This is a genomic window from Deinococcus aquatilis DSM 23025 (assembly GCF_000378445.1).
GTDB lineage: Bacteria > Deinococcota > Deinococci > Deinococcales > Deinococcaceae > Deinococcus > Deinococcus aquatilis.
Map to the genome: position 1 here is coordinate 27,853 of NZ_KB899708.1, position 12,037 is coordinate 39,889.

The following is a 12,037-nucleotide window of genomic DNA, read 5'->3' on the forward strand; positions in this document are numbered from 1 at the left end:
AACGGCTTTAAGTACGTTCCAGACAGCTAAAACCCCCTCTTTTCGGAGGGTGTTTGACCAGGGTATCCACAGGTTGTCCACAAGGCCTGTGGATAAAATTGTGGATAACTTTTGCTCTCAACAGAGCTGAGATTCGGATGATGGCGTCTGTATGGGGAGGCCGAACCAGTCGGCCAGGGCGCGGCCTCCCTCCACCACATTGCTCGCGCTGCCGAGGCTCAGGCCCGCCGCCGCAAAGGGCACGCGGGCCAGGGTATGGGCCTTCACGGTCAGGTTTTCGGCGTTGCCGTGATCGGACGTGAGCAGCACCCGCGCTCCGCCCTGCAAAGCTCCGGCCAGCAGTGCATCCACCCGTGCCAGATACGCCCGCGCCGCCGCCGCCACGGTGGGGCGGGTGGGCACGCTGCCCAGATGTCCCAAAGAATCGCTGAACCACAGGTCGGCCACCAACAGATCATGCTGCTGGGCACTGACGGCCAAGCTCTCCCCGAGGCGCAAAATTTCGTCGGGTGGGCGCACGGGTTGCCAGGGTTCGGCGTAACTGAGGCCCAGTGTGGCGGGCACGGAGGGCACACCGGGCGGGTTCAGGACGCTTCCGGCAGCCAGAAACGAAAACGGAAAACAGCCCATGCGAGGCCGCCGCGCCTGCGCCTCGAAATAGGGCGGCGGATAGTGGTTGGCGAGTGCCACCCGCGCCCCGGCCTGTGCCAGCCGCACCGGAAGGGCCGATTCTTGCAGCAACCTCTTGAGCGTCGGCCCCGGATGTGGCCCAAAATGCTCGCCCATCACGCGCACGGCGTCCCTTCCGGTCAGCCAGCACGCCTGCCCCGTGCCCGATTGCGGCAGCCCCGGCACGCCCAGAGTGGAATCGAGCGCCTGCCCCGCATCGATCAGGGGCCGCAGCACAGGCAGAGGCTGATCCCAGATGGAATCCGCCCCCACCGCGTCAAGGGGATGGCCCACGCCGTCAAGGGCGAGCCAGAGAAGGGCGGAGGGCATGGGCTGAGTGTAGAGGGTGGATCGTGGAACGTGGTGACAGCGCAGGTGGGCAGAGGCGCTCAGAGTTTTTGGTTTTGAATTTTGACAACAGACCTAAAGATTCATTTCACATCCCCCACGATCCACGATCCCTCTACACTTTTCCCATGACCTCCCTGCGCCTCGCCGCCGCCGCCTACCCCATCGACTTTCTGCCCGACTGGGCGGCGTATCAGGCCAAGCTTTCGGGGTGGGTCGCAGACGCGGCGGCGCAGGGGGCCAGCCTGTTGGTCTTTCCAGAATATGCAGCGCTGGAATTGGTGGCGCTGTTGCCGCCCGAACTTCACCATGACGTGGTGGAAATGCGGCCCGCGCTGCAAGCTTTCCTGCCGGAATTTCTGGCGCTGCATTCCCGGCTGGCGCAGCAATACGGCGTGGGCATCGTGGCGGGCAGCCTGCCCGTGGCGCACGGCGACGGCTTTGTCAACCGGGCCTACATATTCGGGCCAGACGGCCTTCACAGCCATCAGGACAAGCTGATGATGACCCGCTTCGAGGCCGAGGAATGGCACATCTCGCCGGGGTCGGGCCTGCGCGTGTTCGAGTTGGGCGGCGTGCGCTACGGCATCGTCATCTGTTACGACTCCGAATTCCCCTTGATGGCTCGTCAACTGGCTGAGGCGGGGGCAGAGGTGCTGCTGGTGCCCTCGTTTACCGGGGCGCGGCGCGGCTATACGCGGGTGCGGGTGGGCAGCATGGCGCGAGCGCTAGAAAATCAGGTGTACGCCGTTCATGCACCCCTGATTGCCAACGCCGCGTGGACCTACGCCGTGGAGGACGCGGTGGGCATGGCAGGCGTCTACACCCCCGCCGACGATGGCCTGCCCGAAGACGGCGTGCTGGCGCAGGGCGGCTGGAACGAACCCGGCTGGCTGGTGGCCGACCTCGACCTGAGCCTGACCCGGCATGTGCGGGCAGACGGCCATGTGCTGAACTGGCGTGACCGCGTGGCCGGGGCAGAGCGCGTAACCCCCGCCGAAGTGGTGAATCTGGAGGGAGTCAGGGCATGACCTCCCCGCTGACCGTCCGTGCCCTGACTGCCGCCGACGCCCCCGCCTACCGTGCCGTGCGCTTGACAAGCCTGCAAAACGACCCCGCCGCCTTCATCTCCACCGCCGCCGAATTTGCCGCCCGAACTCTGCCCGACGTGGCCGAACGCCTCGCGCCCACCGATCTGGCCGTGACTTTCGGTGCGTTCGCAGAGGCCGAATTGGTGGGCCTGCTGACGGTGGCTCGCGAATCCAGACCCAGCCTGACCCACCGGGCCAATGTGTTTGGAGTCTCGGTGCTGCCCGCCGCACGGGGCCGGGGCGCAGGCGGGGCGCTACTGGAGGCGGGCCTGGCCCAGATTCGCACCTGGGCAGGCGTGACAGTTGTTCTGCTGGGCGTCACCGAAACCCAGCACGCCGCCCGAAGGTTGTACGAGCGGTACGGCTTTACGGTGTGGGGGACACAGCCGGACGCCGTGCAGGATGCGAGCGGGGCAACATTGGCCGAGCATCACATGTGGCTGCGGTTGTAGGAGGTGTGAGGGTAAACCCCCCCGTTGCTGGGCAACGCCCCCCCTCAAGGGGAGGACAAGGGCATTGGTGCTCCCCTTTAAGAGGGGCTGGCTGCGAAGCAGACTGGGGGGTCATCCCACCCACCCCACACCGTCCCCGCCCAAATGCATGTGAGGCCGTCGTGCGTGCAACGCGCGGGCCAATTCCAGTATCAAGACGACTGGCAATTCCGCTTCAGAGGAACGATCTAGCCGAACCAAAATACGACAAGATCACTCCTGCCGAGCGCAGCGAACACTCCCCTGACCCCTCTGGGGGCGGGGGCTGGGGGGTGGGGGTAAACCGTAGGAGAAGGCCCAAAACCCCGCCGCCATACAAAAGCCAAAGCTAAAGCAACAAACCCCTCCGCCACTTTGCCCATGCCTCTCCCCCGCCCCGCCCGCTACTCTGACGCATGTCCAGCCCGACTGCCCCCACCACACCGCCCGTCTTTGTTCGCCCACCCCGCCTCGTGCCGGGTTCGCGGGTGGCAGCCCTGAGCCTGTCCAGCGGCTTCGTGACTGAAGTGATGGGCCGCTACCGCGCTGGCGTGCAGCAGGTGGCCGACAGCCTCGGCTGGGAGATCGTGCCCGCTCCCAATGCCCTGCGCGGCCCCGACTATCTGGACGCGCACCCCGAAGCCCGCGCCGACGACCTGCACTGGGCGCTTCAGAATCCCGAGATTCACGGCATGGTCAGCATTATTGGCGGCGACGACAGCATTCGCCTGCTGCCGTACCTGAAACCCGAACTGATCCGCGCCTATCCCAAAGCGTTTCTGGGCTACAGCGATTCCACCTTTACTCTGTTGCAGTTTGCGCGGGCGGGCGTGATGGCCTACCACGGCCCCGCCCTGCTGACCGATCTGGCCGAGAACGGCGGCATTCATCCCTTCACGTTGAAGGGAGTGCGGCGGGCACTGGTGCTGGATGAACCCTTCGACCTGACGCCCGCGCCAGAGTGGACGCAGGCCGGACAGGACTGGGAAGACGAGGCCGCCCAGCACGTTCGCCGCCCCTTCCTGCCCGGTGATGGCTGGGAATGGCTTCAGGGTCACGCGCCCGCCGAGGGACACCTGCTGGGAGGCTGCATAGAAATTCTGGACATGCTGAACGGCACTCCCGGCTGGCCCAGCCCCGACCTGTGGCGCGGCGCGGTCTTGGCCCTGGAAACCAGTGAGGATGTCCCCTCGCCCGCCCAGGTCGGCTACTGGCTGCGGAACTTTGCCGCGCAGGGCATCCTGGCCGGGGCCGCTGGCCTGATCCTCGCCCGCCCTCGTAAATACACTCCAGACATGACCGCCAGCCTCTACGGTTGGGTACGCCGCGTGCTGAACGAGGCAGGCCGCGCCGATCTACCCGTGGTTGCCAACGTAGATTTTGGGCATACCAGCCCCCAACTGACGCTTCCTATCGGGGCAAGGGTCAGGCTCGATCCGGCGGCGGGGCGAGTCACGGTTTGGGGATAGAGAAAAATTCCAAGGCCCAGACCGTCCCAGCCGTGCAAGGCTGTCGTCCACGCAGTAGGAGGGTCAATTCCACTTCAGATGAACGCTCCTGCCAAGCTCGAACGCGACAAGATCACCTCCCTGATTTCCTTGGAGACGGGCGGCAAGGATAAACCCCCCCGTTGCTGCCGCAACGCCCCCCCTCAAGGGGAGGAACAAACCTCTTTTGTGCTCCCCTCAAGGGGGGCTGGCTGCGAAGCAGCCTGGGGGGTCATCCCACCCCACGTCGTCCCCTCCCAAATGCGTGTGAGGCCGTCGTCCACGAAGTGGGCGGGCCAATTCCATTATCAATACGACTGGCAATTCCGCTTCAAACGAGCAATTTAGCCAAGCTAGAACGCGACAAGCTCAATCCTGCCGAGCGCAGCGACCACTCCCCTGACCCCTCTGCTTCGCAGCTTTTCAAGTCTGGGGGCGGGGGCTGGGGGGTGGGGGAATCCAACGTGGGGGAAGATCCAAAACCCCGCCTGCATTCGGCAAAAAAGCCGGAGCCTACCCCGCCCCCACCTCATCCTCATCGTCGCCCAGCGCCGCGCCCGGAATGGTCAGCACAAATTCTGCGCCGCTGGTGGGCTGCGTGCTGGCCGTCAGGGTACCGCCGTGCATCAGCGCAATCTGACGGCTGACGCTGAGGCCAAGGCCGCTGCTGCCGCTGCCGCTGATAAACGGCTCGAAGATCCGGTCTCCCAAGTCGGCAGGCAGGCCGGGGCCGGTGTCGCACACACGGAAGGTGATGACTTCGGGCGTTTCGGTGAGGGTAATGACCACGCGCCCATCGGGGCCAGCGGCGCGGCGGCCATTGGCAAGCAGATTGCGAATGGCCTGCGTCAGGCGGTCAGGGTCGCACAGCAGATTGCCCGTCCAGTCTCCATCGAACACGGTGCCGGGAACCAGACGGTCCAGGCGGCCCTGCAACGTGCGTGAGGGAATGAAGTGCCAGGCCAGTTTCAGTTCCAGTTGACCGCGTGCCAACTGCATCAAATCTTGCGTGGTAAAGGTGAGTTCATCGGCCACCAGCGCGGCTCGCTGCACTTCGGCGTCTCCGGTGCGCTCGCCTGCGCGGGCGAGGCTGGCCCGCAGCACGGTCAGGGGTGCGCCCAACTCATGCACGATCTGGCCCAGCAACTGCTTTTCGCGGGCCTGACCCGCATCGATTCTGACCAACAGGCGGTTGATGGCCGTCAGCAGGCGGTGAACCTCATCTTCGCGGGCAGGCAGCGGGAGGGTGGCGACCGAATGGGTGGGGTCGATCTGATCGGCCAAGGTGGCGGCGCGGCCCAGGCCAGTCAGGGCGCGGCGGCCCACCCACAGCCCGATCAGGAGCATCAATACAGGCGTGACCAACAGTGCCAGAGCCAGTGCCCGGCCCGCACTCACTCGGGCGTCCACCAGCGCGTCGGTCGGCAGGCCCACCCACAGCGTGCCGAAATCGCCCACCTTGCGGGTCACGGCCCTGACCGGAGTTTCCTGAATATTGACCTGCGCCTGCTCAGCAAACGGGAAGGGTGACTTTTCGTAATCGCGCAGGCTGGGGCTGGCAACGATCACCTGTCCGTCCTGCCCGATCAGCATGGTGTAGCCGCCCGCTGGCCCCGACGCCTTGCCCAGCGTCTGGCGGCCCCCCACATAGGCTTCGGCCAGGGTGTCGGCCCGCTCGTTCAGACGGGCATCGAACTGGGCGTCCATCTGGCGCAGCAGCAGCGTAATCACGCCCAGCCCGATCACGCTGATCAGGGCCAGCGAGACCAGTGTATAAACCAGCGCCAGCCGGAAGCGCAGGCTGTGCCGCCATGCCACCCGCGCCGTATACAGGCCCGCACCGGGGGTAATCGGTACGCCCAGCCCACCCACCTGCACTACACCCGCCATCGGAGGAGTGCGGGAGAGATCAGCATCGGCGGGAGAGACCGGGCGCGGCGTCATAGGCGGTTCAATTGCGGCTCAGACCCGAAGCACTCAGACCTGAAGTACATAGCCGACATTACGAATCGTGCGAATCCGCAGATCGCTGGCCGACTGTTCCAACTTTTTGCGAAGCTGCGAAATCCGTACCTCCACCGAATTGGAGTTGGGAGTTTCCCAGCCGTACAGGTGAGATTCGATGTCGGCGCGGCTGAAGACACGCTCGGGCGTCCGCATCATCAGTTCCAGAATGCGGGCCTCGTGTTCGGTCAGGTTGATGTTCTTGTCGTTGACAGTCAGCAGCAGGCTGGAGGTGCTGAGGCTGGTATTGCCCAGATTCACGCCCGTGCCCGCAGCAGTGCGGCGCAGCAGCGCGGTGATACGGGCATCAAGTTCCGGCATCGCAAAAGGTTTGGTCAGGTAATCGTCGGCCCCGGCATTCAGGCCCGCGACCCGCTCCTGTACACCGCTGCGGGCCGAGAGCACCAGCACGGGCGTACTGGAATATTGCCGCAGAGCCTGCACCAGATCGAGGCCGTCGCCGTCGGGCAGGTTCAGGTCCAGCAAGATCAGCTGGGCGCTGTGGGTACCCAGCCAGGCCTGCGCGTCTTTGAGGGTCGCCGCATGGTGCACCTGATAATCGGCGGACAGATATTCCTTGAGCAGCGGCCCCAAATGGGGATCGTCCTCCACAACCAGAATCTGGGCAAGCATGGGTCAGTCTCCTTGGGGAAAAGATGAGAGTTCTGGGCTGATCTTACTGCGCTCCCCCGGTAGCGTGCGCTCCATTTCCTGCAAAAATGGCCGCCTTCCGGTGGGATGCCTCTATTTGGTGTCTGTCCCCGCCGCCTTAAGGCCCGGCAGACTCAGGGTCTGACCACTGGGCTGTCCGCTCACGCTGAGCTTGAAGGCCGACAGAAAACGGGCCAGAGTCAGCGTCGTGTTGGGCGCAGCAGCATTCAGACTCTGGGCACTGAGCCTCTGCTCGGGCGCTTGCAGGGTCAGTTGCCCGGCCTTCAGGGTTCCATCGTAACGGCTCTGTAGACCGGGAAAAGCGTTTCTGGCCTTCTCTTCATCCGTCTGGGAAAACAGCACCACGACCGGGCCGCTGTAATTGGGCACCGTCTGCACACTGAACTTGCTGCCGCTGCTCTCGCCGTACCCCAATTTGGTCTGCAGTTCCCGGTCCCACACGATCAGTTTCAGCCCCTGTGCCGGAGCAGCCAGAGCCAACAGACAGATCAGAGAGAGGGTACGGCGTTTCATTAGGGTCAGTGTATCCAATGGGGGGCAACAGGCTGAGTAGCAGGGAGAAAAACGTTGAATAATTCACAATTATTGAAGGTTTACTTTTTGCTCAGGACGCCAGAAATCCTTTGACTCCTGATCTTATCTATTCAAGCTGACGCGCCCTTGACCGGAACTTAAAGGAGTGCCTGCCCTCGGTACGCGGAATGCTCACAGCACCCGGACGGCCAGAATGACGCGCTCCTGGGTACTGACCGCCACCTCGGTACAGCTCAGGCGAGGGTGCGCCCACAGGCGTTCGCGCTCCGGGTCGCCGCCGTGCAGGGCAGGGGGCAACAGCGCAGGCGGACTGAAGTTGTCCAGCACCAGCATTCCGCCGGGAGTCAGGGCGTCGATCAGACTCTCCAGATGCTCTGTCTCGCGTTTGGCCGGAGCCGCATCACTGAAGATCAGGTCAAAGGGGCCGTCTTTCAGGGCGTCTTGCCAGTCACCATACAGAGCGGTCACGCGGGCCTCTCCCTTCAGGACTTCACGGGTTATGGCGGCCCGCTCGGGGTGAACTTCTACCGTCAGCAGATGTGCGCCTGCGCTGAGGCCCGCCAACAACCACGCCGCGCCCACACCCACGCCGCTGCCCAATTCCAAGAAGCGTGCGCCGGGGCGACTGGCCGCCAGGGTTCGCAGCAAGCGCCCGGTTTCCAGGCTGCAAGAGCGGTCAAAGTTCAGGCGTTCGGCCTCGGCCAGAACGTGGGCCACACGGGGCGGCAGGGCCAAAGCCGGGTGTGTTTGCTTGCGGGCGGCCAGCACCTCGCGCACCTGAGGGTCGTCGGCCCACGGCAGCGCACGCGGGTTGATCCAGGCCCGCCCCCGCCGCTCGGGGCTGGGGTGCAATTCGGGATGATCGGGGTGCAGGCGGGCCGGAAAACACAGCGCTCCTTCCGTCAAGGGCACAGGATCGCCCGCCAGTTCCACCACCGCGCCGCACTCTTCCCACGCCTCCCGCACCGCCGCCGCGCCCGCTTCCTCGCCGGGGTGAATGCCGCCGCCGGGAAGTGTCCAGCCACCCCACTCCAGCTCGGTCATCAGGATTTGGTCCTGGTGCTCTATCCAGACGCAGGCGCGGCCCGTTCGGTCGTCTGTGAGTGGGACGTGGTCAGTGGTGAGTGGGTCGGTTGCCGTAGGTTCCCAGCTTGCGAGCAGGAGGGACAGGACTTCATCCAGTTCGGCATTGCGGGCACGCAACGCGGTCAATGCGCCGGAAGCGTGGAGGGCCTGGGCGGCGGTCAGGTCGGCTGAGTACGGTTTAAAGGTCTGCATGAGCGGGGCAAAGAGGCTATGTCCGGCTTCCAGCCAACCAGCCAACACCAACCGCAGGGCCGCCACCTGCACCGCGCCCGGCGCTCGGCCCACCGAGATACCCTTTTTGGCAACATAAGGATCATCGGTGAGCAGGCGTGTGCAGCCCGCCCAGGGGTCAGGCGCGGCGTACTGCACGGCGCGGATACCGCTCATGGCAATGGCTCCGGCACACTGCGGGCAGGGCTGCACGGTGGTCAGCAGCGTCCAGCCGTACACCTCCGGGCGCGGCGTTTCGGCCAGATTCAGCAGCGCGTTGATTTCGGCGTGGGCCAGATCATGCCCGCCGATCTGCCCGCCCTCCGCGCCCCGCGCCTCGCCCAAGCGGTTGCGCCCCCGTGCGATGACCCGGCCCGCGCCGTCCACGATCACGGCCCCGATGGGATAGGAGCCGGAACCATACGCGGCCCACGCCTCGGCCAAAGCCGCGTGCCAACCGGCAGGAAGTGGGGTTGGGTTTTGCCCACGTTCCACGATCCACCCCCCACGCTCCAGATTCACAGTGCCCCCCGGTTCCGCTCGATCAGCTCATCCAACGCCTCCCGCAGCAGGCTGGCTTCGGTGCGGCCCAGCGCGTTGCTGAGCTTTGCCAGCCGTTCCAGTTGGCTTTTGGGGTAATAGTTGCTCTTCAGCACCATCTTGGATTCCACGAAGATGCAGGCGCGGCTGCGGCCCTCGCGCTTGGCCCGCAGCAGGGCTTCATCGGCGGCGCGGTACAGGTCGGGGTAGGTGGTGGCGTGCGCGGGGCGGGAAGCAATGCCCACGCTGAGGCCGAGGGTGCGCGGCCAGTGCGGGTCGCGGTGAATCTGAAAATGCCGGATCACTTCATCGAAGAGAATCAGGGCGGTTTCGGCAGCGGTTTCGGGCAGGATCGCCGCGTACTCATCGCCGCCGATGCGCCCGATGATGCTGCCGCTGGGCAGGGAGCCGCTCAGCAGGCGCTCTATTCCGCGCAACACCCGGTCGCCTTCGGTGTGGCCCAGGGTATCGTTCAGGGTCTTGAAATGATCCAGATCCAGCACGGCCAACGTCAGCGGAGCGCCGCCCAGTCGGTCAAAAGCGTCCTCGAATGGATTGCGGGAAAGAATATCGGGTCGGGCCATCAGCAGTCCTCCAGACAGGGGAAATACGGCGGGGCGATCAACCGGGCATCAGGTCAATCTATGCATATGTCTACGTTACATATATATGTTACACGTAAGAGACCAAAAGGCAATATATGATTTGAGCGTGCTAGACGCACTTGAGCGCACCACACTCAGATTCTCAGCTTCCGCTATTTGACATTTCTGTAGAAGAGCGACTAGCATGCCGTCTGGAACGGCAAAAACTCGCCGGGTTGTCTGGTGGGTGTTGCCCTTGATCCCAATTCACATTACGGAGGACTACCCATGCTTAAACCTTTGGGCGATCGTGTGCTGGTTGAAATTGTCGAAGAGACTGAAACGAAGACTGCGGGCGGACTGTACGTGCCTGACAGCGCCAAAGAAAAGAGCCAGCGCGGACGCGTCGTGGCTGTCGGCAACGGCAAAGTGCTGGAAAACGGAACCCGTATGGCCGTCGAAGTGAACGTGGGCGACGTGGTGTATTTCGCCAAGTACGGCGGCACCGAAGTCACGCTGGAAGGCAAGAACTACAGCCTGCTGGCCGAACGCGACATCCTCGCCATCGTTGAGTAAAGGCAAAGCTGGGCTGCCGTCACTGGCCGTCTGCTCTTGACCTCTCCCATCACCACTCACTCTTTAAGGAGCAATCCACATGGCTAAACAGCTTGTATTTGATGAAACTGCCCGTCGTAGCCTTGAGCGTGGCGTCAACGCCGTCGCCAACGCCGTTAAAGTGACCCTTGGCCCCCGTGGCCGCAACGTGGTCATCGAGAAGAAATTCGGTAGCCCCACGATCACCAAAGACGGCGTGACCGTTGCCAAGGAAATCGAGCTGGAAGACAAGCTCGAGAACATCGGCGCTCAGCTGCTCAAAGAAGTGGCGAGCAAGACCAACGACATCACGGGCGACGGCACCACCACCGCCACCGTGCTGGGTCAGGCCGTTGTGAAAGAAGGCCTGCGCAACGTGGCTGCCGGAGCCAACCCTCTGGCCCTCAAGCGCGGCATCGAGAAGGCCGTTCTGGCCGCCATCGAAGAGATCAAGAAGCTGGCCGTGCCGGTTGAAGACTCCGACGCCATCAAGAAAGTCGCGGGCATCAGCGCCAACGACGAGCAGGTCGGCGAAGAAATCGCTTCCGCGATGGACAAGGTGGGCAAAGAAGGCGTCATCACCATCGAAGAGAGCAAGGGCTTTGACACCGAAGTGGACGTGGTGGAAGGCATGCAGTTCGACAAGGGCTTTATCAACCCTTACTTCGTGACCAACGCCGAGAAGATGGAAGCCGTCCTCGAAGACGCCTACATCCTGATCAACGAGAAGAAGATCAGCAACCTCAAAGACCTGCTGCCCGTGCTGGAAAAAGTGGCGCAGACGGGCCGTCCCCTCCTGATCATCGCCGAAGACGTGGAAGGCGAAGCCCTCGCCACCCTCGTGGTGAACAAGCTGCGCGGCACCCTGAACATCGCCGCCGTGAAAGCCCCCGGCTTCGGTGATCGCCGCAAGGAAATGCTGCGCGACATCGCTGCCGTGACCGGCGGCCAAGTGGTCAGCGAAGACCTCGGCCACAAGCTGGAAAACACCGGCATGGACATGCTGGGCCGCGCTGCCCGCATCCGCATCACCAAAGACGAAACCACGATTGTGGACGGCAAGGGTGAGCAGACCGAGATCGACGCCCGCGTGAACGCCATCAAGGCCGAACTGGACACCACCGACAGCGACTACGCCAAAGAGAAGCTGCAGGAACGCCTCGCCAAGCTGGCTGGCGGCGTGGCCGTCATCCGTGTGGGCGCTGCCACCGAAACCGAACTGAAGGAAAAGAAGCACCGCTACGAGGACGCCCTCAGCACCGCCCGCAGCGCTGTTGAAGAAGGCATCGTATCGGGCGGCGGCACCACGCTGCTGCGTATTATTCCTGCTGTTCGCAAGGCTGCCGAAGCCCTCAGCGGCGACGAAGCCACCGGCGCACGCATCCTGATTCGTGCTCTGGAAGAACCCGCCCGCCAGATCGCCATGAACGCCGGATTCGAGGGCAGCGTTGTTGTGAACGCCGTCATCAACTCCGACAAGCCCCGCTACGGCTTCAACGCCGCTACCGGTGAGTACGTGGACGACATGATCGCCGCTGGCATCGTGGACCCCGCCAAAGTGACCCGCACGGCGCTGCAAAACGCCGCCAGCATCGGCGCACTCATCCTGACCACCGAAGCCATCGTCTCCGACAAGCCCGAGAAGCCTCAGGCTCAGGGCAACGGCGGCGGCGCTCCCGACATGGGCGGAATGGACTTCTAAAGCAGGTAGATTCAAATAAAAGAGCCGGGGCGTTTGCCTCGGCTTT

Annotated in this window: 11 protein-coding genes; 5 read left to right on the plus strand and 6 right to left on the minus strand. The window is 63.9% G+C overall.

Going from position 1 to position 12,037, the window contains the following annotated elements; genetic code table 11:
* Nucleotides 1-117: 117 nt before the first annotated feature.
* A complete protein-coding gene (locus F561_RS0109690; RefSeq protein ID WP_019009762.1) occupies nt 118-999 on the minus strand; it encodes a hypothetical protein in 882 nt (293 codons plus the stop codon).
* 146 nt (nt 1,000-1,145) lie between these two features.
* Between F561_RS0109690 and F561_RS0109695 the strand changes: the two genes are divergently transcribed.
* The 3 genes from F561_RS0109695 to F561_RS0109705 all read left to right on the plus strand — a co-directional run bounded on the left by F561_RS0109695 (nt 1,146) and on the right by F561_RS0109705 (nt 4,047).
* The gene (locus F561_RS0109695; RefSeq protein ID WP_019009763.1) at nt 1,146-2,048 is read left to right on the plus strand and encodes a carbon-nitrogen hydrolase family protein; all 903 of its coding nucleotides are present in this window, start codon (nt 1,146-1,148) and stop codon (nt 2,046-2,048) included.
* Nucleotides 2,045-2,560 (plus strand): GNAT family N-acetyltransferase, encoded by a 516-nt coding sequence (locus F561_RS0109700; RefSeq protein WP_019009764.1) that lies wholly within the window; start codon nt 2,045-2,047, stop codon nt 2,558-2,560. Before F561_RS0109695 ends, F561_RS0109700 begins: the two co-directional genes overlap by 4 nt.
* 434 nt (nt 2,561-2,994) lie before the next feature.
* On the plus strand, nt 2,995-4,047 hold the full coding sequence (locus F561_RS0109705; RefSeq protein WP_019009765.1) for a S66 family peptidase: 1,053 nt from the start codon (nt 2,995-2,997) through the stop codon (nt 4,045-4,047).
* A 531-nt stretch (nt 4,048-4,578) separates the two neighbouring features.
* Here F561_RS0109705 and F561_RS0109710 read toward each other — a convergent pair.
* From F561_RS0109710 to F561_RS0109730, 5 genes are all read right to left on the minus strand, one after another.
* Nucleotides 4,579-5,955 (minus strand): sensor histidine kinase, encoded by a 1,377-nt coding sequence (locus F561_RS0109710; RefSeq protein WP_051096874.1) that lies wholly within the window; start codon nt 5,953-5,955, stop codon nt 4,579-4,581.
* 87 nt (nt 5,956-6,042) lie between these two features.
* Complete coding sequence (locus F561_RS0109715; RefSeq protein ID WP_019009767.1) at nt 6,043-6,702, minus strand: response regulator transcription factor; 660 nt, start codon at nt 6,700-6,702, stop codon at nt 6,043-6,045.
* Nucleotides 6,703-6,813: 111 nt separating this feature from the next.
* Complete coding sequence (locus F561_RS0109720) at nt 6,814-7,254, minus strand: hypothetical protein (protein ID WP_019009768.1); 441 nt, start codon at nt 7,252-7,254, stop codon at nt 6,814-6,816.
* Nucleotides 7,255-7,446: 192 nt separating this feature from the next.
* Nucleotides 7,447-9,093 (minus strand): class I SAM-dependent methyltransferase, encoded by a 1,647-nt coding sequence (locus F561_RS0109725; RefSeq protein ID WP_245556484.1) that lies wholly within the window; start codon nt 9,091-9,093, stop codon nt 7,447-7,449.
* The gene (locus F561_RS0109730; protein WP_019009770.1) at nt 9,090-9,695 is read right to left on the minus strand and encodes a GGDEF domain-containing protein; all 606 of its coding nucleotides are present in this window, start codon (nt 9,693-9,695) and stop codon (nt 9,090-9,092) included. Before F561_RS0109730 ends, F561_RS0109725 begins: the two co-directional genes overlap by 4 nt.
* A gap of 288 nt (nt 9,696-9,983) precedes the next feature.
* Here F561_RS0109730 and groES point away from each other — a divergent pair, with 288 nt between their 5' ends.
* Nucleotides 9,984-10,271 carry a co-chaperone GroES gene (groES, locus tag F561_RS0109735; RefSeq protein WP_019009771.1) on the plus strand — a complete coding sequence of 96 codons (288 nt, stop codon included), beginning with the start codon at nt 9,984-9,986 and terminating at the stop codon, nt 10,269-10,271.
* A gap of 79 nt (nt 10,272-10,350) precedes the next feature.
* Nucleotides 10,351-11,991 carry a chaperonin GroEL gene (gene groL, locus F561_RS0109740; RefSeq protein WP_019009772.1) on the plus strand — a complete coding sequence of 547 codons (1,641 nt, stop codon included), beginning with the start codon at nt 10,351-10,353 and terminating at the stop codon, nt 11,989-11,991.
* Nucleotides 11,992-12,037: the final 46 nt, after the last annotated feature.

Excerpts from the sequence above, each read along its gene's own strand:
- F561_RS0109690 (WP_019009762.1), bottom strand. The coding sequence starts at position 999 with ATGCCCTCCGCCCTTCTCTGGCTCGCCCTTGACGGCGTGGGCCATCCC.
- F561_RS0109695 (WP_019009763.1), top strand. The coding sequence starts at position 1,146 with ATGACCTCCCTGCGCCTCGCCGCCGCCGCCTACCCCATCGACTTTCTG.
- F561_RS0109700 (WP_019009764.1), top strand. The coding sequence starts at position 2,045 with ATGACCTCCCCGCTGACCGTCCGTGCCCTGACTGCCGCCGACGCCCCC.
- F561_RS0109705 (WP_019009765.1), top strand. The coding sequence starts at position 2,995 with ATGTCCAGCCCGACTGCCCCCACCACACCGCCCGTCTTTGTTCGCCCA.
- F561_RS0109710 (WP_051096874.1), bottom strand. The coding sequence starts at position 5,955 with ATGGCGGGTGTAGTGCAGGTGGGTGGGCTGGGCGTACCGATTACCCCC.
- F561_RS0109715 (WP_019009767.1), bottom strand. The coding sequence starts at position 6,702 with ATGCTTGCCCAGATTCTGGTTGTGGAGGACGATCCCCATTTGGGGCCG.
- F561_RS0109720 (WP_019009768.1), bottom strand. The coding sequence starts at position 7,254 with ATGAAACGCCGTACCCTCTCTCTGATCTGTCTGTTGGCTCTGGCTGCT.
- F561_RS0109730 (WP_019009770.1), bottom strand. The coding sequence starts at position 9,695 with ATGGCCCGACCCGATATTCTTTCCCGCAATCCATTCGAGGACGCTTTT.
- groES (WP_019009771.1), top strand. The coding sequence starts at position 9,984 with ATGCTTAAACCTTTGGGCGATCGTGTGCTGGTTGAAATTGTCGAAGAG.
- groL (WP_019009772.1), top strand. The coding sequence starts at position 10,351 with ATGGCTAAACAGCTTGTATTTGATGAAACTGCCCGTCGTAGCCTTGAG.